The sequence below is a fragment of the Kocuria sp. CCUG 69068 genome, from assembly GCF_020833785.1.
Classification (GTDB): domain Bacteria; phylum Actinomycetota; class Actinomycetes; order Actinomycetales; family Micrococcaceae; genus Kocuria; species Kocuria rosea.
Genome location: NZ_PDDL01000006.1, coordinates 54,739 through 76,731, shown reverse-complemented (window position 1 = coordinate 76,731; position 21,993 = coordinate 54,739). Strand labels below are relative to the sequence as shown.

At 71.9% G+C, this 21,993-nt stretch carries 16 protein-coding genes and 1 pseudogene; 4 read left to right on the top strand and 13 right to left on the bottom strand.

Translation table 11 applies throughout. From position 1 onward, the window contains the following. Window positions 1–275 (top strand): hypothetical protein (locus CRM73_RS02375; RefSeq protein ID WP_229586690.1); only part of this gene is annotated, 275 nt, incomplete at its 5' end. Between the two features lie 80 nt (window positions 276–355). Here CRM73_RS02375 and CRM73_RS02370 read toward each other — a convergent pair. Continuing rightward, a complete protein-coding gene (locus CRM73_RS02370; RefSeq protein ID WP_229586689.1) occupies window positions 356–2,092 on the bottom strand; it encodes a formate--tetrahydrofolate ligase in 1,737 nt (578 codons plus the stop codon). A gap of 117 nt (window positions 2,093–2,209) precedes the next feature. Here CRM73_RS02370 and CRM73_RS02365 point away from each other — a divergent pair, with 117 nt between their 5' ends. Beyond that, window positions 2,210–4,822 carry an RNA helicase gene (locus CRM73_RS02365; protein WP_017832822.1) on the top strand — a complete coding sequence of 871 codons (2,613 nt, stop codon included), beginning with the start codon at window positions 2,210–2,212 and terminating at the stop codon, window positions 4,820–4,822. 112 nt (window positions 4,823–4,934) lie between these two features. On the opposite strand, the gene CRM73_RS02360 is transcribed toward CRM73_RS02365, so the two are convergent. From CRM73_RS02360 to uvrB, 3 genes and pseudogenes are all read right to left on the bottom strand, one after another. After that, entirely contained in the window at window positions 4,935–6,263 is a 1,329-nt protein-coding gene (locus CRM73_RS02360; RefSeq protein WP_017832823.1) for a TerC family protein, read from the bottom strand. A 510-nt stretch (window positions 6,264–6,773) separates the two neighbouring features. Then, window positions 6,774–7,763 (bottom strand): annotated as a pseudogene (locus CRM73_RS02355) (TerC family protein); the annotation flags it as partial. A 285-nt stretch (window positions 7,764–8,048) separates the two neighbouring features. Further along, on the bottom strand, window positions 8,049–10,169 hold the full coding sequence (gene uvrB / locus CRM73_RS02350) for an excinuclease ABC subunit UvrB (RefSeq protein ID WP_229586688.1): 2,121 nt from the start codon (window positions 10,167–10,169) through the stop codon (window positions 8,049–8,051). 190 nt (window positions 10,170–10,359) lie between these two features. Between uvrB and CRM73_RS02345 the strand changes: the two genes are divergently transcribed. Beyond that, entirely contained in the window at window positions 10,360–11,214 is an 855-nt protein-coding gene (locus CRM73_RS02345; protein WP_229586687.1) for an SDR family oxidoreductase, read from the top strand. Window positions 11,215–11,239: 25 nt separating this feature from the next. On the opposite strand, the gene CRM73_RS02340 is transcribed toward CRM73_RS02345, so the two are convergent. The 9 genes from CRM73_RS02340 to CRM73_RS02300 all read right to left on the bottom strand — a co-directional run bounded on the left by CRM73_RS02340 (window position 11,240) and on the right by CRM73_RS02300 (window position 20,614). After that, on the bottom strand, window positions 11,240–11,512 hold the full coding sequence (locus CRM73_RS02340; RefSeq protein WP_017832827.1) for a hypothetical protein: 273 nt from the start codon (window positions 11,510–11,512) through the stop codon (window positions 11,240–11,242). Window positions 11,513–11,642: 130 nt separating this feature from the next. Continuing rightward, window positions 11,643–12,497, bottom strand: coding sequence for a DUF1206 domain-containing protein (locus tag CRM73_RS02335; protein ID WP_229586686.1), 855 nt, complete (start codon window positions 12,495–12,497; stop codon window positions 11,643–11,645). Window positions 12,498–12,591: 94 nt separating this feature from the next. Continuing rightward, window positions 12,592–13,593, bottom strand: a complete 1,002-nt coding sequence (locus CRM73_RS02330; protein WP_133410040.1) for a sugar phosphate isomerase/epimerase — start codon at window positions 13,591–13,593, stop codon at window positions 12,592–12,594. A gap of 46 nt (window positions 13,594–13,639) precedes the next feature. Then, a complete protein-coding gene (locus CRM73_RS02325) occupies window positions 13,640–14,809 on the bottom strand; it encodes a Gfo/Idh/MocA family protein (RefSeq protein ID WP_229586685.1) in 1,170 nt (389 codons plus the stop codon). Continuing rightward, complete coding sequence (locus tag CRM73_RS02320) at window positions 14,806–15,675, bottom strand: sugar phosphate isomerase/epimerase family protein (RefSeq protein WP_229586684.1); 870 nt, start codon at window positions 15,673–15,675, stop codon at window positions 14,806–14,808. The genes CRM73_RS02325 and CRM73_RS02320 overlap by 4 nt, the downstream gene beginning before the upstream one ends. Window positions 15,676–15,775: 100 nt before the next feature. Further along, window positions 15,776–17,008 carry a substrate-binding domain-containing protein gene (locus CRM73_RS02315; protein WP_035924109.1) on the bottom strand — a complete coding sequence of 411 codons (1,233 nt, stop codon included), beginning with the start codon at window positions 17,006–17,008 and terminating at the stop codon, window positions 15,776–15,778. Next, window positions 17,008–18,105 carry an ABC transporter permease gene (locus CRM73_RS02310; RefSeq protein ID WP_229586683.1) on the bottom strand — a complete coding sequence of 366 codons (1,098 nt, stop codon included), beginning with the start codon at window positions 18,103–18,105 and terminating at the stop codon, window positions 17,008–17,010. The genes CRM73_RS02315 and CRM73_RS02310 overlap by 1 nt, the downstream gene beginning before the upstream one ends. After that, a complete protein-coding gene (locus CRM73_RS02305; RefSeq protein WP_095650984.1) occupies window positions 18,102–19,109 on the bottom strand; it encodes an ABC transporter permease in 1,008 nt (335 codons plus the stop codon). The genes CRM73_RS02310 and CRM73_RS02305 overlap by 4 nt, the downstream gene beginning before the upstream one ends. Next, entirely contained in the window at window positions 19,106–20,614 is a 1,509-nt protein-coding gene (locus CRM73_RS02300) for a sugar ABC transporter ATP-binding protein (RefSeq protein ID WP_229586682.1), read from the bottom strand. The genes CRM73_RS02305 and CRM73_RS02300 overlap by 4 nt, the downstream gene beginning before the upstream one ends. A 115-nt stretch (window positions 20,615–20,729) precedes the next feature. Here CRM73_RS02300 and CRM73_RS02295 point away from each other — a divergent pair, with 115 nt between their 5' ends. After that, window positions 20,730–21,950, top strand: coding sequence for an ROK family protein (locus tag CRM73_RS02295; protein ID WP_229586681.1), 1,221 nt, complete (start codon window positions 20,730–20,732; stop codon window positions 21,948–21,950). Window positions 21,951–21,993: the final 43 nt, after the last annotated feature.

Here is a 21,993-nt window from a genome sequence, read left to right as displayed (position 1 = left end):
CGCTGGCCCTGGCGCTGCTGGCGGTCGGCGTCCTGCTGCTGGCCGGGTGGGTGCGGCCCGCCTGGGCCCTCGCCGTCGTGCCGGCCGCGGCGGCCGTCGGCGGCGCCGCGTCCTGGGTGCTGTGGTCCTGGGCCGGCGGTCCCGGGTCGCTGTGGACCGACCTGGCGGCCGTGGCCGGGGCCGCCTACGCCTGGGCGGCCGTCCTGTGGTGGGCGCCCGCCGAGGGCATGCTGCGGCGGCACGGCCCCGGCGAGGAGCTGCTGCCCCGCCCGTGAGCCGGCGAGTCCAGGTCCGGGACGAGGCAGGGCTCGGACGGGGCGGGTCCCGGACGAGGCGGGTCCCGGAGGGACGGACCTCAGAAGAGGCCGGTCACGCGCCCGTCGTCGTCGATCCCGATCCGCTCGGCCGCCGGGGAGGTGCCCAGTCCCGGCATGGTGCGCATCGTCCCGCAGATTGCGTAGAGGTACCCGGCGCCCACGGCGGCGCGCAGCTCCCGGACGGGCAGGGACCACCCGGTGGGCGCTCCCTTGCGGGCCGGGTCCGCGGTGGTGGACAGGTGGGTCTTGGCGATGACGACCGGCAGCCCCCCGTAGCCGAGCTCCTCGTAGCGGGCCAGCTGGTGCTCCGCGGCCGGGGTGATCTCGAGGCCGTCCGCGCCGTAGACGCGGGTGGCGACCGCGGTGAGCTTGTCCTCGAGGGACTCGGTGAGCCCGTAGGTCGGGGTGTACCCGGCCGGGCGCTCGCACGCGGCCGCCACGGCGTCGGCGAGCTCGGCCGCCCCGGCGCCGCCCTCGGACACCGCCGTGCACACGGCCACCTCCGCCCCGGTCGCCCGGGCGATCCGGCGGATCGCCTCGTGCTCCGAGGGGTGGTCCCCGGGGAACGCGTTGATCGCCACGACCGGGGAGATCCCGAAGGACCGGGCGATCGCCAGGTGGTGGAGCAGGTTCGCCGCCCCCGCCTCCACGTCCCCGGGGTTCTCCTGGAGCATCTCCGCCGGCAGCGCCCTGCCCGGGCGCACGCTGTAGCGGCCGGAGTGGGTCTTCAGCGCCCGCACCGTGGTCACGAGCACCGCCGCGTCCGGGGTCAGCCCCGAGGCCCTGGCCTTGACGTTGACCAGGCGCTCGAGGCCCATGTCCGCGCCGAACCCGGCCTCGGTGATGACGTAGTCGGCGTGGGCCATGGCCACGTAGTCGGCGACCACGGAGGAGTTGCCGGTCGCGATGTTGCCGAACGGCCCGGCGTGGACCAGCGCCGGGGTCGCCTCGAGGGTCTGCAGCAGGTTCGGCTGGAAGGCGTCCTGCAGCAGCACCGCCATGGACCCGGCGGCCTTGAGGTCCTCGGCGGAGACCGGCTCGCCGTCGTACGTGGCGCCCACCACGATCCGGCCCAGGCGCCGGCGCAGGTCGGCGAAGGACGTGGCGAGCGAGAGGATCACCATCACCTCGGACGCGGCCGTGATGTCGAAGCCCGTCTGGCGGGGGACACCGTCCTGGTGGTCGCCGAGGCCCACCACCACGGTGCGCAGCGCCCGGTCGTTGACGTCGAGGACCCGCCGCCACGTGATCGAGCGGGCGTCCAGGCCCAGGGCGTTGCCGTGGTGCAGGTGGTTGTCGATCATCGCCGCCAGCAGGTTGTGGGCGGCCGTCACGGCGTGGAAGTCCCCGGTCAGGTGCAGGTTCAGCTTGTCCATCGGCAGCAGCTGGGCGTACCCCGCCCCCGCCGCCCCGCCCTTGATCCCGAACGTCGGCCCCATGGACGGCTGGCGCAGGGTCAGGGCGGCGGAGCGGCCGGTGGCAGCCATGCCCTGGGCCAGGCCCACCGCCGTGGCCGTCTTCCCCTCGCCGAGCGGCGTGGGGGTCAGCGACGTGGCCACCACGTACCGCACGCCGCGGGCGTGCTTGCGCGCGGCGGCCTCCTCGGGGGTGGACACCTCGTCCGGGCGCGGGTCGACCTTCGCCACGAAGCGCCCGTAGGGCTCCAGGCGGTCGGCGGCGATCCCGGCGGCCGCCGCGATCTCGCTCACGGGGCGGGGCCGGGCGGCCTGGGCGATCTCCAGGTCCGAGGGCATCGGGGCGGTGACGTGCGTCATGGGGCCAGTCTGCTGGACCCGGGGCGTCCCGGCCAGTGCCCCGCCGTCCTCGCGCGGGCCCCGGCGGCGCGGAACCGGCACGGGCCGGGGCGCGCCGTCCCGATACAGTGGAGGACGATGAAACTCCTCGAAGCCCTCTCCCCCGAGCTCGGCACCCCGGGCCACCCGTACTACCGCGGCGACTTCGCCACCAACGCCCTGTCCGGGGACGAGGTCTACGAGGGGTTCCTCGGCTGGATCGCCTCCCGGGACATGGAGCTCTACCCCGCCCAGGACGAGGCCGTGCTCGAGTTCGCGAGCGGGTCCAACGTGATCCTCGCGACCCCGACCGGGTCCGGGAAGTCCACGGTGGCCGTCGCGGCGCACTACGCGGGTCTCGCCGCCGGGCAGCGCTCGTACTACACCGCCCCCATCAAGGCGCTCGTGTCCGAGAAGTTCTTCTCGCTCGTGGAGATCTTCGGCGCGGAGAACGTCGGCATGGTCACCGGGGACTCCGCGGTCAACGCCGCGGCCCCCATCATCTGCTGCACCGCGGAGATCCTCGCCAACGTCGCCCTGCGCGAGGGCCGGGACGCGGACGTGGGGCCCGTGGTGATGGACGAGTTCCACTTCTACTCCGACCCGCAGCGCGGCTGGGCGTGGCAGGTGCCGCTGCTGGAACTGCCCCAGGCGCAGTTCCTGGTCATGAGCGCCACGCTCGGAGACGTCTCCCGCTTCGAGGAGGGGATCACGGAGCTCACGGGCCGCCCGACCACGACGGTGTCCTCCGCGGAGCGGCCCATCCCGCTGCACCACTACTGGTCCGAGGATCCCATCCACGAGGCCCTCGAGGAGCTGCTGAGCACCAACCAGGCCCCGGTCTACGTGGTGCACTTCTCCCAGCTGCAGGCCATGGACCAGGCCCAGAACCTGATGTCCGTCAACGTGCTGACCAAGGAGGAGAAGGAGCGCATCGGCGAGCTCATCGCCGGGTTCCGCTTCTCGGCCGGCTTCGGCAAGACCCTCAACCGGCTGGTCCGCCACGGCATCGGGGTCCACCACGCCGGGATGCTGCCCAAGTACCGCCGCCTCGTGGAGCAGCTCGCCCAGACGGGGCTGCTCAAGGTCATCTGCGGCACCGACACCCTGGGGGTGGGCATCAACGTGCCCATCCGCACCGTGGTCATCACGGCGCTGTCCAAGTTCGACGGCGAGCGCACCCGCCGGCTCAACGCCCGCGAGTTCCACCAGATCGCCGGCCGGGCCGGGCGCGCCGGCTACGACACGGCGGGCACCGTGGTGGTCCAGGCGCCCGAGCACGTCATCGAGAACAACAAGGCCATGAAGAAGGCCCACGCGAAGTTCGGCGACGACCAGAAGAAGCTGCGGCAGGTGGTGCGGAAGAAGCCGCCGCAGGGCTTCGTGTCCTGGGGGAAGCCGACGTTCGAGACCCTGGTCGCCTCCGATCCGGAACCGCTGACCTCGTCCTTCACGGTGACCCACTCGATGCTGCTCAACCTCCTGCAGCGCCCCGGGGACCCGGTGCTCGCGGCGTGGCACCTGCTGACCCACAACCACGAGACGCGGCCGCGGCAGCGCGCCCTGCTGAAGCAGGCCATCGGCATCCTCAAGGAGCTGCGCGCCGCCGGCGTCGTCGAGAAGCTCCCGGAGCCCGACGAGGAGGGCCGCACCTGGCGGCTGACCGTGGAGCTGCAGGAGAACTTCGCCCTCAACCAGCCGCTGTCCCCCTTCGCCCTCGCCGCCCTCACCCTGCTGGACCGGGAGGACCCGGGCTACGCCCTGGACGTCGTCTCCGTGATCGAGGCGACCCTGGAGAAGCCCCGCCAGGTCCTGAACATGCAGGAGAAGAAGGCCCGCGGGGAGGCCGTGGCGTCGATGAAGGCCGAGGGCCTCGACTACGACGAGCGGATGAAGGAGCTCGAGGACGTCAGCTACGCCAAGCCGCTCGAGGAGCTGCTGACCCAGGCGTTCGAGACGTACCGCACCGGCGCCCCGTGGGTGGCGCAGTTCGAGCTGACGCCCAAGTCCGTGGTGCGGGACATGTACGAGCGCGCCATGACGTTCGGCGACTACGTGCAGTTCTACGGCCTGGCCCGCTCCGAGGGCATCCTGTTGCGCTATCTCTCCGACGCCTACAAGGCGCTGCGCCAGACCGTGCCCCTGGACCTGCTCCGGGAGGACCTCGAGGACCTCGTGGAGTGGCTGGGCGAGCTCATCCGGCAGACCGACAACTCGCTGCTCGACGAGTGGGAGAAGCTGGCCGCCGGGGAGGAGTCCCCCATGGGCACCTCCGCGGACTCCCTGGAGGAGCTCATCGACGAGCAGCCCCCCGTGATCACGTCCAACCCGCGGGCGTTCCGGGTCATGGTGCGCAACGCCCTGTTCCAGCGCGTCGAGCTGTTCGCGGACGAGAAGGACAAGGTCCTGGGCGCCCTCGACGGCGAGCACGGCTGGGACCGGGACCGGTGGGCGGACGCCATGGACGCGTACTTCGGCGAGCACGAGGACATCTACACGGACCCCCAGTCGAGGGGGCCGGGGCTGATCCGGATCGACGAGCAGCCCGAGGGCCTGCCGGGGTTCTGGACCGTGGTGCAGGTCTTCGACGACCCGGACGGCCACCACGACTGGGGCATCAACGCCCGCATCGATCTGCGGGCCTCGGACGAGGACGGCTTCCCCGCGGTGGTCGTGGACAACGTGGGGCCCATCACCGAGACGGGCCGCTGAGCCGGGGCCGCCCGGCGGTCCCTCCCACGACGACGGAGCCCCCGGTGCGCACCTGCTCGGTGCGCGCCGGGGGCTCCTGCTCCCGGTGCGCGGGGCACCGGGAGGGGGTGGCTCAGACGGCGGAGCTGCCGCCGCCGCGGGGGGCGTCCGGGGTCGTGGTGCCGGCCGACTCCTGGGTCTCGGCCCGGGCGCCCGAGAGGGCCTCGGCCTCCGGGGCCGGCACGGCGTCCGGCTCCGGGCCCACCCCGGTGCGCTCGAACTCGCGGTGCTTGCCGCGGGCGCGGTCCAGGAGCTCGTGGAACTGCTTCTCGGACTCGAGCAGCTCCTGGCGGTGCTTGTCGGAGATCTTCGGCATCTGCCGCTGGTACTTCGCGGCCTTCTCCGCCAGCTTCTGGCGCTCCCCGGCGGGGGCGTCCTGCGGCAGGGTCACGTACTTCTCGGCGACGGTCTGCAGGCCGTTGAGCACGCGCAGGGCCCGGCCCTTGGGGCTGTAGAGGGAGGCCAGGACGGTGATGATCAGCACCCCCACGATGACGGTCAGCGAGAGGCTGATGCCGACCTCGACGACCTCCACGTGCTCACCGTTGTTGATGAAGCCCAGGTTGTTCTCGTGCAGGGCGTGCAGGATGAGCTTGACGCCGATGAAGCCGAGGATGATCGCCAGGCCCCAGGAGAGGTAAATGAGGCGGTCCAGGAGACCGTCGATGAGGAAGTAGAGCTGGCGCAGGCCCATGAGGGAGAACGCCACGGCGGTGAACACCAGGTAGGTCTGCTGGGTCAGGCCGAAGATCGCGGGGATGGAGTCCAGCGCGAAGAGCACGTCGGTGCCGCCGATGGCCACCATCACGAGCAGCATCGGCGTCATGACCTTCTTGCCGTTCTCCATGGTGAACAGCTTGTCGCCGTCGTACTCGTCGGAGGTGTGCATGAAGCGCTTGGCGGTGCGGATGATGAAGTTGTCCGCCTCGTCGTGGGCGGACTCGGACAGCTCGCCCTTGATCAGGGAGCCGGCCGTCAGCAGCAGGATGAGGCCGAACAGGTAGAAGATCCAGGCGAACTGGTTGATCAGCCCGGCGCCCACGAAGATCAGGGCGGTGCGGGCGATCAGGGCGAACGTGATGCCGAACAGCAGGACCTTCTGCTGGTCCTCGCGCGGGACCTTGAAGGACGCGATGATGATGAGGAAGACGAAGAGGTTGTCGACCGACAGCGCCTTCTCGGTGATGTACCCGGCGTAGTACTCGCCGGCGTACCGGCCGCCCCACTGGACGAGGACGAACAGGCCGAAGAGGAGGGCGATGCCCACGTAGATCGCGGACCAGATCGCGGCTTCCTTGAGCTGCGGTTCGTGGGCCTTGCGCACGTGGAACACGTAGTCGAAGAGCAGCAGGCCGATGATGGCCGCGATGGTGACGATCCAGACGGTGAGTGAGACTTCCATGGTTCTGCTTTCGGGGTCGAGTACGGGACAGCCGTAAGTCTCTCCGCCGTTCCCGCCGGACCGTTCCGGTCCAGTGCTGGGCTCGACCGCTGCGTCCGGCCGGGTTGTGGCACCCGACGTGCTGACGTCCACAGCGCTGAGGGATACTCCCCTAGGCTCGGGCCAGTCTATACGGACGTCCCGGCCGGCACGGCCAGGGGCCCGGTCCGCCGTGCGGCGGACCGGGCCCCTCCCCGCACGGGCCGTCGAGGACGGTCCCGGGCGCTCAGCCTGCGGTGGTGCTCAGTGCCGGGCCTCCCGGTGCTCCGCGTGCCCCAGGTGCCGGCTCTCGCTGTGGTGCTCCTCCGCGGTCTTGCCCGTGTGCTCGTGGAGGTCGGGCAGCTCCACGGCGGAGCGTTCCGAGGCGCCGCGGGCCGCACGGTGCTTCTGCACGAGCTCGGCCTGCACGATGCGGATCTCCTGGGTGGGGGTGCCCTCCGGGATGCCCCGGTAGACCTCGATGGCCCGGTGCAGCTCGGCGACGGCGTGGGCGGACCGGCCCTTCGGGCTGACCATCGAGGCGACCGTGGCGACCACGATGATGGCCACGATCACGCCGAGGGACACGAAGGTGGGGATCTCGGGGGCCCACCCGATGTGCTCGCCGCCGTTGATGAAGGGCACCTCGTTCTCGTGCATGGCGTGCAGGATGAGCTTGACGCCGATGAACGCCAGGATCAGCGACAGTCCGTGCTTGAGGTAGATGAGCCGCTCCATGAGCCCGCCGAGCAGGAAGTAGAGCTGGCGCAGGCCCATGAGGGCGAAGATGTTGGCCGTGAAGACGATGAACGGGCTCTGGGTCAGCCCGAAGATCGCCGGGATGGAGTCGAAGGCGAACATCAGGTCGGTCACGCCGATGGTCACGAAGACGACGAGCATCGGGGTGAAGAGCTTCTTGCCGTCCACGGTGGTGCGCAGCTTGTTGCCGTCGTACCGGTCCGTCATGGGGACCACGGTGCGCAGCCTGCGGATGAGGCCGTTCTCCTCCGACTCGTCCTCGCCGTCGTCCTTGGCCTGGTGGTACGCCGTCCAGAGCAGGAAGACGCCGAAGAGGTAGAAGACCCAGGAGAAGTTCGCGATGATCGTGGCGCCCAGCAGGATGAAGATCCCGCGCAGGACCAGCGCGATGATGATGCCCACCATCAGCACCTCCTGCTGGTACTTCCGCGGCACCGCGAAGCGGGTCATGATCACGATGAACACGAACAGGTTGTCGATGCTGAGGCTGTACTCCGTGATCCAGCCCGCCACGAACTGTGTGCCCTGCTCGGCGCCCGCGAAGGCGAACATCAGGGCGCCGAAGACCAGGGCGAGGGCCACGTAGACGCCCACCCAGATGCCGGCCTCCTTCATGGAGGGCTCGTGGGGGCGCTTGGCGACCATGATCAGGTCGAAGAGAAGGATGCAGCCGAGAACGACGAAGGAGCCGATCTCGAACCACGCGGGTAGCTGTGTGTGCACGCGAGTTCTTTCGCTTGGAGATGGGTGAGCCCGCGGGCCGGCGTCGTCCGGGGAACGGGGCGGACCGGGGCATCACGATGAGCCGCAAGTCTCTCCACCGCCCCCGGCGGGCTGGAGGCCCGGGTGCCGAGGTGCGGTCGCTGCGACCGGCCCGGCTCCGTTGCCCGGCGTGCTGACGACCGCAGCGCTGAGGGATACTCCCCTACGCGGAGAGCACTCTACCCGAACCTGGGAGAACGCCGGGAACGGACGCGGCCCCGGGTCCCGGTCCCGGCCGGAGCGGGCTCAGGCGTGCCCTGCCTGCTGCATCTGCCGCAGCTCCTTCTTGAGGTCCGCGAGCTCGTCGCGGATCCGCCCGGCGAGCTCGAACTGCAGCTCGGCGGCCGCGGCCTGCATCTGCTCCGTCATCTGCGCGATGAGGTCCGTGAGGTCCTCCGCCGGCGCGGCCGCGAACCCGTCCCGGCGCAGCTTGTCCTCCGCGGCCGTCACGGCGTCCCGCCCGCCCTTCGCCCCGGTCGGCGCGGTCTTCTTCCCGGCGGCGGCACGGCGGGCGAGCAGCTCCCGGGTGTCCTCCTCCTCGCGCTGGAGCTGGTCGGTGATGTCCGCGATCTTCTTCCGCAGCGGCTGGGGGTCGATCCCGTGCTCCGTGTTGTAGGCGACCTGGATCTCCCGGCGCCGGTTCGTCTCCTCGATGGCCGTGGCCATCGAGTCGGTGATCCGGTCCGCGTACATGTGCACCTGGCCGGAGACGTTGCGGGCGGCACGGCCGATCGTCTGGATGAGGGACGTCGTGGAGCGCAGGAAGCCCTCCTTGTCGGCGTCGAGGATCGCCACCAGGGAGACCTCGGGCAGGTCCAGGCCCTCGCGCAGCAGGTTGATGCCCACGAGGACGTCGAACGTGCCCATCCGCAGCTCGCGCAGCAGCTCCACGCGGCGGAGGGTGTCCACGTCCGAGTGCAGGTACTGGACCCTGACCCCGTGCTCCATGAGGTACTCGGTGAGGTCCTCGGCCATGCGCTTGGTGAGGGTCGTGACGAGCACGCGCTCGTCCCGCTCGACCCGCGCGTTGATCTCGTCGAGGAGGTCGTCGATCTGCCCCTTGGTCGGCTTGACGACCACCTCGGGGTCGATCAGCCCGGTGGGCCGGATGATCTGCTCCACGTAGCCGTCCGCCTGGGACAGCTCGTACTTGCCCGGAGTGGCCGAGAGGTAGACGGTCTGGCCGATGCGCCCCAGGAACTCGTCCCACTTCAGCGGGCGGTTGTCCATCGCCGAGGGCAGCCGGAAGCCGTGCTCCACGAGGGTGCGCTTGCGGGACATGTCGCCCTCGTACATGCCGCCGATCTGCGGGATCGTCACGTGGGACTCGTCGACCACCAGCAGGAAGTCGTCCGGGAAGTAGTCGATGAGGCAGTGCGGGGCGGAGCCGCGGGGGCGGCCGTCGATGTGCAACGAGTAGTTCTCGATGCCGTTGCAGTAGCCCATCTGCTCCATCATCTCGAGGTCGTACGTGGTGCGCATCCGCAGCCGCTGGGCCTCGACGAGCTTGTTCTGGGACTCCAGCTCCTTGAGCCGCGCGGCGAGCTCGTCCTCGATGGACTTCACGGCCGTGGCCATCCGGTCCGCGCCGGCCACGTAGTGGGAGGCGGGGAAGACGTACATCTCCGTCTCCTCCCGGATGATCTCCCCGGTGAGCGGGTGCAGGGTGTAGATCGACTCGATCTCGTCGCCGAAGAACTCCACCCGGACCGCGTGCTCCTCGTACATCGGGATGATCTCCACGGTGTCCCCGCGCACGCGGAACGTGCCGCGGTGGAAGTCGACGTCGTTGCGCGCGTACTGCATGTTCACGAACCGGCGCAGCAGCTCGTCGCGGTCCATCTCCTCCCCCCGGCGCAGCGTGACCATCTGCGCCACGTACTCCTCGGGGGTGCCCAGACCGTAGATGCAGGACACGGTGGCGACCACGACGACGTCCCGGCGGGTCAGCAGCGCGTTGGTCGCGGAGTGCCGCAGCCGCTCGACCTCCTCGTTGATGGAGGAGTCCTTCTCGATGAAGGTGTCCGTCTGCGGCACGTAGGCCTCGGGCTGGTAGTAGTCGTAGTAGGACACGAAGTACTCGACGGCGTTGTTGGGCAGCAGCTCCCGCAGCTCGTTGGCGAGCTGCGCGGCGAGCGTCTTGTTCTGCACCATGACGAGGGTGGGCCGCTGGACGCGCTCGATGAGCCACGCGGCGGTCGCGGACTTGCCGGTGCCGGTGGCTCCGAGCAGCACGACGTCCTTCTCCCCCGCCTCGATCCTCGCGGCGAGCTCCTCGATGGCCCGGGGCTGGTCGCCGGCGGGCACGTAGTCGGAGATGACCTCGAAGGGGGCGACGACACGGTTGATCTTCTGGGCGAGGCTCATGGCACCAGGCTACGCGCCGCCCCGGACACGGAGGCCGGGTTCCTCCGGAGGCGATCGGCCCCGCGGCCGCCGGGGCCGCACGCCGGAAATACGCCGCGGGCGCCGCCCGTTGCACAGGGCACACCGCCGCGCCGGGCGGGTGCCGGCGGGCCCCGCCGGCAGCGGCCGGGCCACCACCGGGAGGAACACCGTGTCCATCGTCATCACCGGCGCGACCGGCCGGCTGGGCCGCCACGTCATCAGCTCCCTGCTGCGCCTGGACGTGCAGCTGCCGGACCTCGTGGCCGCCGGCCGCGACGAGGAGAAGCTCGGTGCCCTCCGGGAGCTGGGCCTGGCCACCGTCCGGGCCGACTACACCGAGCCCGCGACCCTCGACGAGGCGTTCGCGGGGGCGGACACGGTCCTGCTGATCTCCAGCAGCGAGGTGGGGATCCGCGTTCCCCAGCACCGGAACGCGGTCGACGCCGCCGTCCGGGCCGGGGTCTCCCGCCTCGTCTACACCAGCGCCCTCGGCGCCGACCGCGGGAAGCTGCTGCTCGCCGACGAGCACCTGGCCACGGAGGAGGCGATCGCCGCGTCCGGGCTCCCGTTCACGATCCTGCGCAACGGCTGGTACACCGAGAACTTCGAGCCGGCCCTGCGGCACGCGGAGACCACCGGCGTGGTCCTGGCCAGTGCCGGGGACGGCCGGGTGGCCAGCGCCACCCGCGAGGACTACGCGGAGGCGATCGCCGCGGTCCTCGCCCAGGACGGCCACGCGGGGCAGACCTACGAGCTCTCGGGGGACGTGGCGTGGAGCTTCGACGAGCTGGCCGCCGCGCTGACCGAGGTCCTGGACCGGGAGGTGACCTACCGGCGGCTCACGCCCGAGCAGCACCTGGCGGAGCTGGAGCGGACCGGCGTGGACGAGAGCACCGCGCGGTTCCTGGTCGCACTGGACGCCAACATCGAGGACGGCGCCCTGGACCTCGTCACCGGGGACCTGTCGCGGCTGCTCGGCCGGCGCACCACGGGGCTCGTGGACGCGCTGCGCATGATGCGCTGACGCGCGGGGCCGCGGGCGGGAGTCGTCAGTTGCGGGACGTCCCGGCCCGGGGGCCGCCGCGGGAGTCGTCGCGGTGGTAGAGGTACTCGTTGCCGTGCTCGTCCCGCTCGATCACGAAGTGCTTCTGGCACTCCTCGTACCAGGCGTGGGCCCGTTCGCTCTCCCCGGCGCCGTGGGTCTCCGGCGCCACGCGATCGGCCGCGCCGTAGATCTTGAGCGCGATCTGGTTCAACCGGTCCAGGAGGCGGTAGCCCGACGACGGCGCGTCCTCGTTGACGGTGTGCTGCTCTTCAGACATGACGTCCCCCAGGTGACCGCGGTGCGGATGGGACCATTCTATTCCTCGTGCCGCGCCCCGCGAAGGCCGGTCGGCCGGCAGCTCCGGACGCCCGGGCGGCGCGCCAGGAGGGCCCGCCGGGAGCGCGCGGTCACATCCGCTGGTACCTGGCCCGGACCACCATGAAGACCCCGTAGCAGATGAGGCCCAGGGCCACGGCCCCGAGGATCCACGCCCCGAAGGGCTGCTCCTGGAGGGCCTTGAGCGCACCGTCCAGCCCCGACGACTGCTCCGGGTCGCTGCGCACCGTGGCGACGACGACGAGCACCCCGAGCACCGCCAGGGCCACGCCCTTGGCCGCGTAGCCGGCCGTGCCCAGCCACATGACCGCCCTGCCGGCCGTGCCCGGCGGCAGGCTCTTCAGGTTCTCCCGGAAGGACCTCGTCACGCCCCGGTGGACGAAGAAGGCGCCGGCGACGACGAGGCCCAGCCCCACGGCGATCAGCAGGACAGTGCCGGCCGGGTGCGCCATGAGCCGGGCGCTGAGCGACTGGGTGGACCCGCTGCTGTCGCTCGTGCCGCCGAGGGCGTAGGTCCCGAACACGGCGCCGATGGCGCCGTAGACGACCGCCTGGCCGCCCATCTTGACGCGGTGCTTGAGCCGGTCCCGGTCCGAGCGCTGCGTCGCGCCGAAGAAGATCTCGCTGAACAGGAAGACGGCGAGCGCCGCGCAGCCGAGGAAGCACGCCCACAGCAGGACGGTGCCGCCCGGGCTGCCGGCGAGCGCGGCGACCGCCCCCGACTGGTCGGCCGAGCCCGAGCCGCCGGTGGCCACGCGCAGCGCGATGACCCCGATCATGACGTGCAGCAGACCCGCCGCCACGTACCCGGCGCGGGCCGCGAGGACGAACCCGCGGGAGTCCGTCGCGTCGTCCGCGGCGTCGGCCGCCCTCGTGGCCTGCCGGCCGACCTCGCCCATGGTTCCTCCTGCGGTGTGGGTCTCCATCGTGCGCCTGCGGACCGCCGGTGTCCACGACGCCGTTCGGCTGGCACCGGGCCCGCCCCGGACCGGGGCCCGCCGGGGTGCCGCCCCGGGCCGGCTACTGCCGGAAGGCGGCGTCGAACGAGGCGCCGGAGGGGGCGAAGTCGAAGCGCTTCAGGAAGGCCAGGGCCTCGGGGGCGCCCCGGAGGCGGTCCATGCCGGCGTCCTCCCACTCCACGGAGATCGGTCCGTCGTAGCCGATGGCGGTGAGGGCCCGGAAGCTGTCCTCCCACGGAACGTCGCCCCGTCCGGTCGAGACGAAGTCCCAGCCGCGGCGGGGGTCGCCCCAGGGCAGGTGCGAGGACAGGACGCCGTTGCGCCCACCGCCGGTTCGCATCTTCGTGTCCTTGCAGTCCACGTGGTAGATCCGGTCCGCGAAGTCGGAGATGAACGCCACCGGGTCGATCTGCTGCCACAGGAAGTGGCTGGGGTCCCAGTTCAGTCCGAAGGCCGGGCGGTGGCCGATGGCCTCCAGCGCCCGGTGCGTGGACCAGTAGTCGTAGGCGATCTCGGAGGGGTGGACCTCGTGGGCGAAGCGCACCCCGCACTCGTCGAAGACGTCCAGGATGGGGTTCCACCGGTCCGCGAAGTCCTGGTACCCGGCGTCGATCACGTCCTGGGAGACGGGCGGGAACATCGCCACGTACTGCCAGACGGAGGACCCGGTGAAGCCGACCACGGTGTCCACGCCCAGCTTCCGCGCGAGCCGTGCGGTGTGCTGCAGCTCCTCGGCGGCGCGGGTGCGCACTCCCTCGGGCGTGCCGTCGCCCCAGACCCGGGGTCCCACGATGGACTCGTGCCGGAAGTCGATCGGGTCGTCGCAGACCGCCTGGCCCTTGAGGTGGTTGGAGATGGCCCAGACCCCGAGGCCGTGGCGCTCGAGGATGTCGAGCCGGTCCCGGACGTAGGCGTCGTCGTCCCACCGCCAGGCGTCGAGGTGCTCGCCGGAGACGGCGATCTCCAGGCCGTCGTAGCCCCAGCCGGCCGCCAGCTCGGCGACCTCCTCGAGCGGGAGGTCGGCCCACTGGCCGGTGAACAGCGTGTAGGGGTGGTGTCCCATCGTCGGTCCTTCGGGTCGGGGAGAGCGGTGCTCCGCTCGTCCGGGGTCAGAGGTGGACGGTGGCGCCGGAGCGCGCCGCGCTGTCCGTCACGGCGGCGAGCACCCGCTGGACCTCCAGGCCGTCCTCGAACCCGGGGGCGGCCGGGGTCCCCGTGTCGATGGACCGCAGGAGCTCGGCGGCCTGGCTGGTGAACGTGTGGTCCCAGCCCAGGACGTGCCCGGCCGGCCACCACGCCCCCACGTAGGGGTGGGTGGCCTCGGTGACGAGGATCCGGCTGCTGCCCTGGGTGTCCGGCGGCGCGGTGGCGTCGAACAGGTGCAGCTCGTTGAGCCGCTCCAGGTCGAAGCGCAGCCCGCCCAGCGATCCGTAGACCTCGATCCCGAGGGCGTTCTTGCGGCCGGTGGCGCAGCGGGAGACCTCCAGGCCGACCACCGCCCCGGAGGCGGTGCGCAGGGTGGCCCAGGCGGCGTCGTCGACCGTCACCGGCTCGGGGCCGTCCTCCCCCGTCCGGGTGGGGACGAACGTGGTGAGCGTCCCGGAGACGGACGTGACCGGCGAGTCCAGGAGGAAGCGCACCTGGTCGACGGCGTGGGAGGCGAGGTCGCCCAGCGCTCCGGACCCGGCGGTCTCCCGGCGCAGGCGCCAGGTCATGGGCGCGTGCTCGTCGACGAGCCAGTCCTGCAGGTAGCTGACCCGGACCTGGCGGATCCGGCCCACGCGGCCGTCCGCGATCAGCTGCCGGGCCAGCGCCAGGGCCGGCACCCGGCGGTAGTTGAAGCCCACCATGGAGTGGACGCCGCGGGTCCGGGCGGCCGCCGCGGCGGCCGCCATCCGCTCGGCCTCGGCCACCGTGTTGGCCAGCGGCTTCTCCACGAGCACGTGCTTGCCGGCCTCGAGGGCGGCCACGGCCATGTCGGCGTGCAGGTGGCCGGGCGTGCAGATGTCGACGACGTGGACGTCGTCCCGTTCCAGCACCGACCGCCAGTCGGTGCCGCTCTCCTCCCAGCCGTACCGCCGGGCGGCCTCGGCCACGTGCCCGGCGTCCCGGCCCACCAGCACCTTCTGCGCCACGCGGGGCGTGGGGTAGAAGGCGTTGACGTTGCGCCAGGCGTTGGAGTGGGCCTTGCCCATGAAGGAGTGGCCGAGCACGGCGACGCCCAGGGCGGCGCTCCCGTGGGCGGGGGGAACGGCGGGGTCGGGCACGGTGGTGGTCATGGGTGTCCTCCTGGGGACCGGGCGGCGCACGAGCGCAGGAACGCCAGTCCGTCCTCGGCGAGCTGGTCCTGGCTCTCGGCCAGGGGCCGCCAGATCGAGGCGGCGGTGGCGATGCTGGCGTTGCGGGCGGTGAAGCTCTCGATGCTGAGGGCGCCGGTGTAGCCGACGGCGTCCAGGGCGTCGAAGATTTCCGTCCAGTCCGTCTGGTCCCCGCCGGGGGCTCCCCGGTCGTTGCCGCAGACCTGGACGTGGACGAGGTGCCGGCCGGCCGCCCGGACGGCGTCGGCGGAGGAGCGCTCCTCGATGTTCAGGTGGTAGGTGTCCAGGGCCAGTCCCACGCCGTGGCCGAGCAGCGGCCCGAGGGCCTCGAGCGCCTGGGCGGTGGTGTTGAGCAGGGACGTCTCGTAGCGGTTGAGCGGTTCGATGCCGAGGACCACCCCGGCGGCCTCGGCCTCGGCGGCCAGCGGGGCGAGACGGCGCCGCAGCTGCGCGTAGGCGTCCGCGCGCTCCGCCGCGTCCATCCGCCACACCCGGCCCGTGCGGGCGTAGAAGGGCCCGCACACGGCCGGCGCGCCGATGTCGTGGGCCAGCCGGATGCAGGCGCTGAGATAGTGCTGGGTGCGGGTGATCACGGCGTCGTCCGCCAGGACGAGTTCGCGCCCGGGCGCCATGGCGCCGACGAGCAGCGGGCTGAGCCCGCCGAGGGCGTCCCGCACCACCCCGGCCGAGAGGTCGCCGACGTTCTCCAGCGGGAGCTCGACGGCGTCGAAGCCTATGTCCGCGATCCTCGCCAGGAGCGGGGGCAGGTTCGCGTCGGTGAGGGGGGACTCCCACACCCAGGTGTTGACGGCGATCGGGCGCTGCACGGGTCTGCCTCCTCTCGGTGCGGTGGGCTGGATGGCGCCCCGCCCGCCGCCGGGGTCTCCCGGGGCCGGGCCGGTGGCGGGCAGGGCGCGGTCGGGCGGGTCAGGGGATGACGCGGTCCCGCCAGACGTCGGGGTAGCCCGGCAGGTCCTCGCCGCCGAACTTGGCGTAGTGGCCGTCGGGCATCCCCTCGTTGTCGGCGAGGAAGTCCGCCCGCTGCTCCTCGGTGATCGGCTCCTGCGGCAGGACCCACTCGGCGGGGACGTCCTCGCCGGCGAAGATCTGCTCGAGCGCCAGCAGCGGGGTGCGCCACTGGAAGTTCGAGTACACCGGGGCGAGGCCGGTCAGGCCGGTGTCCTCCCACTTGCGCAGGTAGCTCATCTCGTCCTCGCCGGTCATCACCGGGTAGTCCGCGCCGGCGTCCTCGAACGCCTCGATGGCGGCGACGGCGCCGTCGCCGGCGTCCATCCACACGCCCTGCACGTCCCCGGTGGCGAGCTCGTCGGAGATGATCTTCTTGATCTCGGTGGGGTCGGCGCCGGTGAAGTAGTCGGTCGCCTCGATCCCGTTCTCCTCGAAGATCCGCTCGGCCGCGGCCCAGCGCTGCTCCAGGACGTCGACGCCCGGGAGGATGCGCAGGGCCACCACCTTGTCGCCCTCCTGCAGGTTGTCCACCAGGAAGTTCGCCGAGTCGATGCCCCAGGCGAAGCCGCCGATGGGGTGGATGAACGTCGTCGCGCAGTCGGTCTCCACCCCGCGGTCGAAGACCACCACCGGTTTGCCGGTCTCGCACGCGCGCTCCACGGCGGGCGTCAGGGCGGCGGTCGAGTTCGGCGAGATGATGAACCCGTCGCACTCGCCCTCGGCGATGAAGTAGTCGATGTCGGCGATCTGCGTGTTGTCGTCGTCCTGGGCGTCGCGGGTCTCCATCTCGGAGATCACCCCGGAGTCCTGGAGCACCTTCAGCTGCTCGTTCATGGTGATCCACCCGGTCTGGCGCCAGGGGTTGGAGATGGAGGCGTTGGAGAAGCACACCTTCTGCGGGCCGTCGGCGGCGAACTCCCCGGTGGCGGTCGTCTCCCCGTCGATGTACTGCGTCCAGGGCTGCTCCGGGTCCCCCTCGAAGGAGGCGGAGCGCTGGTCGAGCTGCCGGTCGTACTCCGCCTGGTCGAACCACTCGTCACCGCCCTCCGGGGCCGGCGTGGCGGCGGCCTCCGCGCCCCCCGTCTCGGCGGGCGGCGGCTCCTCCATCGACTGGTCGGTGGTGCAGGCGGTCAGTCCCAGCAGCGCTGCCGCTGCCACCACGGTGATCCTTGACTGGATGCTTCGGCGCATCATGTTCCTTCCTCGTCGGTGCCCGGGGTGGGCGGTGCTGCGATGGCACTTCTCGGCTCCTGCGCCGCCGCGGTCCGGCCGCGCCGGCGGCGCTTCCAGGTCTGGGTGCCGGCGGCGACGGCGAGGATGATGATCGCGCCCTGGACGGTGTCCCGCCAGGTCGACTGGACCCCCAGGAAGTTCAGGAGCGCGAAGAGGGTCTCGAGGGCGAAGGCGCCGGCGGCCGCGGAGAGCACCCAGCCGCGCCCGCCGCCCAGCACGACCCCGCCGAGGACCACGGCGGTGATGGCCGTGAACTCGTAGCCGCGCCCCACGGACGGGTGCACGCCGGCGTAGCCGACGAGGATGATCCCCGCCACGGTGGCGGCCAGGGAGGAGAGCATGAACGCCCGGGTGCGCACCCACCAGACCCGGGCCCCGGTCAGCGCGGCGGCCCGGGGGTTGTCGCCCACGGCGACGAGCGTGCGGCCGTAGGGCCGGCGCATGAGCCAGAGGGCGGCGAGCGCGACGACCGTCACCAGGACCACCGGGTAGGGCAGGATCCCCAGGACCGGGACGTCCTGGATGCCGCCGCGGCCGATCTGCCGGAAGCTGTCCGCGGGGTTCCCCGTCGCGGCGCCGCCCGTCCAGTAGAGCACCAGCCCGAGCAGGGCGAGCATGGTGCCGAGGGTGACGATGAAGCTCGGCACCTTCAGGAGCGTGGTGACCAGTCCGTTGACCAGGCCCACGAGCGCGCCGAGGACGAGCATCAGGACCAGGACGGGCACCGTCCGGCTGTCGTCCTGGCCGATGAGGTTGCCGGCCACGAACACCTGGGCGGTGACCACCGAACCCATGGACAGGTCGAACTCCCCGGAGACGATCACGAAGTACTGCCCGATGGCCGCGATGGCGATCGGCGCCGTGCGGCCGACGAACCGGATCAGCGAGCCCGGTTCGCCGAAGGACGGGTTGACGGCGACGGCCGCGACCAGCAGCACCAGGAGGAGCACGAAGACGGCCCCGCCGGGCGTCCGCAGCCCGCGCAGCACGCGCTCGTGCCACGGTGACCGGTTCTGCTGCAGGACCGCGGTCCGGTCCGTGACGGTGGCGCTCATGCCGTGACCTCCTGCGCGGTCCGCCCGCTCCGGTCGTCGAAGCGCGCGGGCCGGCTGACCACCCGGCGCCGGGCGTAGACGGCCACGGCTACGACGATGACGATGCCGCGGACCACGTCCTTCAGGAACGGGTTGATCTGCATCACGCTCATGATGTTGTCGATCATCGCGAAGATGAGGACCCCGCCCAGCGTCCCCACCAGCGATCCCTTGCCGCCCGCCAGGAGCGTCCCGCCCAGGACCACGGCGGCGATGGAGAGCAGGTCGTACCCGCCCTGGGACCCGATCGTGGGGCTGCCCACCCCGAGCCGCGCCGCGAGCAGCAGCCCCGCGAGACCGGCCATGACGGAGCAGATGACGTGGGCGGCCACGATCGGGGTGCCGGTCCGGATCCCGGACATCCGGGCCACCCGGATGTCCCCGCCGACCGCGTACATGTGGTGGCCCAGGCGGCTGCGGGTCAGCATGAGCAGCACCGCGCCCGCGCAGGCCAGCATGATCAGCGTGGAGATGGGGACCGGGCCGATGCCCGTGGCCCCGATGAGGCGGAAGGCCACCGGGGTCTGCCCCGAGCTGCCCTTGTAGTTGGTGGCGAGGTAGCCGCTGACGACGAGCCCGGTGCCCAGCGTGGCGATGAACCCGTGGACCTTCAGCCCGGACACCACCAGGCCGTTGACCAGGCCGATGCCCGCGGAGACGACCAGGGCCAGCGCCACGCCGGGCAGGATGTTCCCGGGCTGGTTCGCCATGAGGCCGGCCGAGAGCAGGCTCGCGAGGCTGATGACGTACGGCACGGACAGGTCGAGGCTCCCCACCAGGATCACGAGCGTCTGGCCGATCGCGATGAAGCCGAGGACGCTGGTCCCGGTGAGGATCGCGGAGATGTTGCCGGCGCTGACGAAGCTGCGCCCGGTGGCGCCCACGAGCACCGTGCCGACCACGACGGTGAGCAGCACCACGAGGTAGACGATGTGGGTGGACGTGAGCCTCGAGAACGCGTTCACGGTCTCGCCCCTTCCGTGCGGGCGCCGGTGGCCAGCCGCAGCACCTGCTCCTCGGTGCTGTCCGGCGGGAGCTCACCGGCGATCCGGCCGTCGCGCAGGACCACGATCCGGCTGGACATGCCGAGGACCTCCGGCAGTTCGCTGGAGACCATGAGGATGGCCCTGCCCTCCGCGGCGAGCATGCGCATGAGGTTGTAGACGGCGATCTTGGCGCCCACGTCGATCCCTCGGGTGGGCTCGTCGAGCAGCACGACCCGCGGGTCCACGGCCAGCCACTTGGCGAGGACGACCTTCTGCTGGTTCCCGCCCGAGAGGTACTGGACCTCCTGGTCCAGGTCCCGGGCCACGACCTCCAGCGAGGAGAGGACCCCGGGGACGTCCTTGCGGGCCGCGGCGGTCCGCCGCGGGAAGACGGAGCGGATCACGCCCAGGGCGTTGTCCAGGATGGACTGGTCGAGGCTCAGTCCCTGGGACTTGCGGTCCTCCGTGATCAGGGCCACGCCCTGCCGGACGGCCTGCCGGGGCGAGATGGCCGTGTACGGCCTGCCGTCCAGCGCCATGGACCCGCGGGTGAACGGGTGGACGCCGAAGACGGCCTCCACCAGCTCCGTCCGCCCCGAGCCCTGGAGCCCGGCGACCCCCACGATCTCCCCGGCGCGCAGGGTCAGGTCGATGCCGTCGAGCTGGTCGTTGCCGCCGCCGTCGATCCTCAGGAGCTCCCGCCCCACCCCGGTGCCGGGCACCGCCTCCGGGAAGTAGGCGGAGATCGGGCGGCCCACCATCATCCGCACCAGGGCGGCGTCGTCCATGGCGGAGGCGGGCTCGGTGCCCACCACGCGGCCGTCCTTGAGGACGGTGATGGTGTCGCACAGGTCGAAGATCTCCTTCAGCCGGTGGGACACGTACAGGATGGCGGTGCCGCGCGCCCGGAGCCGGCGGACGATCGCGTAGAGCAGGTCCACCTCGGGGCCGGCGAGGGCCGCGGTCGGCTCGTCCATGGAGATGACGCGGGCGTCGTAGCTGATGGCCTTGGCGATCTCCACGATCTGCTGCTGGGCCACGGACAGCGAGCTCACGGTCGTGGTCGGCCGGATGCTGGTGATGCCCAGGTCCTCGAGCAGCTCGCTCGTCCTCGCGTTCATGGCCCGCCGGTCCACGAGCAGGCCCCGGCGCGGCTCGCGGCCGAGGAACACGTTCTCGGCCACGGTGCGGTCGGGCAGCAGGTTGAACTCCTGGAACACCGTCGACAGCCCGGCCACGTGCGCCTGGGTGGGGTGGTGGAACTCGACGGGGGTGCCGCCGATCTGCACGGTGCCCGCGTCCCGCTCGTGCACCCCGGCGAGCACCTTCATCAGGGTGGACTTGCCGGCGCCGTTCTCGCCGACGAGCCCGTGCACCTCGCCGGCGTGCAGCCGCAGGTCCACGTCCTCGAGCACCGGCACCCCGAAGAAGGACTTCGACAGGCCGGTGACGTCCAGCACCGGGGAGCTCGTGCGCTCGTTCATGCGGTCACTGTGACACGCACCACAGACTTCTGTCGACAGTCCTGCAAAAGTTGTTCCATCACTGTGCGTTTGTGACGTGCTTGACCCCCCTAAGGGGGCATGCTCTACTGAAAAAGTGCTGCAGACTCCTCCGTCGGCGCCGTCGCCGCGCTCCTCGGACTCGCCCGCCCCGGGGGCGAGCGAAGTCTTCCAGCTGCTGCGCGACGGCCGCCCGAGGACCCGGGCGGAGCTCGCCCAGCTGACCGGGCTGGCCCGCTCCACCGTGGCGTCCCGCGTGGACACCCTCATGACCCTGGGACTCGTCGCACCGTACGGCGGGGCCGCCTCCACCGGGGGGCGCCCACCCTCGCTCTTCGCCCTGAACCCGGGCGCCCGGGTGGTGGTCGGCGCGGACTTCGGGGCGACGCACGCCCGGGCCATCCTGGCGGACCTCTCCGGCCGAGAGCTCGCCGAGGAGCGCCAGGCGCTCGCGATCGGCGAGGGCCCCGAGGCGGTCCTGGGCTGGCTCGTGCGCACGGTCGCCGCGCTGCTCGAGCGCGCGGACCGCCCCGCCGCGGACCTCGCCGCCATCGGCATCGGGCTGCCCGGTCCCGTGGAGCACGAGACGGGCCGGCCGATAAACCCGCCCATCATGCCGGGGTGGGACCGCGTCGACGTCCCCGCCCTCGTGCAGGTCCACTACGACGTGCCCGTGCTGGTGGACAACGACGTCAATATCATGGCCCTGGGCGAGCGCAGCCTCTTCTGGCCCGGGACCACCGAGCTGATGTTCGTCAAGGTGGCCACGGGCATCGGCGCGGGGATCATCTCCGGCGGCGCGCTCCAGCGCGGCGCCCAGGGCACAGCGGGGGACCTCGGCCACGTCCGGGTGCCGCGCGGCGACGAGCTGCTCTGCCGCTGCGGCAACACCGGATGTCTCGAGGCGCTCGCCGGCGCTCCCACCCTCGTGCGGACGCTCAACGAGCAGACCGCCGGCACGCTGTCCACCAGCCAGGACGTGATCGACCTCGTCCGCTCCGGGGACCCGCTGGCCGTGCAGGTGATCCGCCAGGCGGGGCGGGACATCGGGGACGTCCTGGCCACCTGCGTGAATCTCATCAACCCGTCCGTGATCGTGATCGGCGGCAGCCTCGCCCAGGCCGGGGAGCACCTGCTGGCCGGCATCCGGGAGGTCGTCTACCGGCGGTCCCTGCCCCTGGCCACGGAGCACCTGAGTGTGGCGCCCTCGGTCGCCGGCGAGCGCGCCGGCGTCATGGGGGCGGCGGTGCTGGCCATCGACCACGTCCTGTCCCCGGAGTCCATCGAGGCCGCGTGCGCGGCCCTGAGCACGGGCTGAGCCCACCCGTCGCAGCAGCGGGCGCCCCCGCCGGGATCCTGTG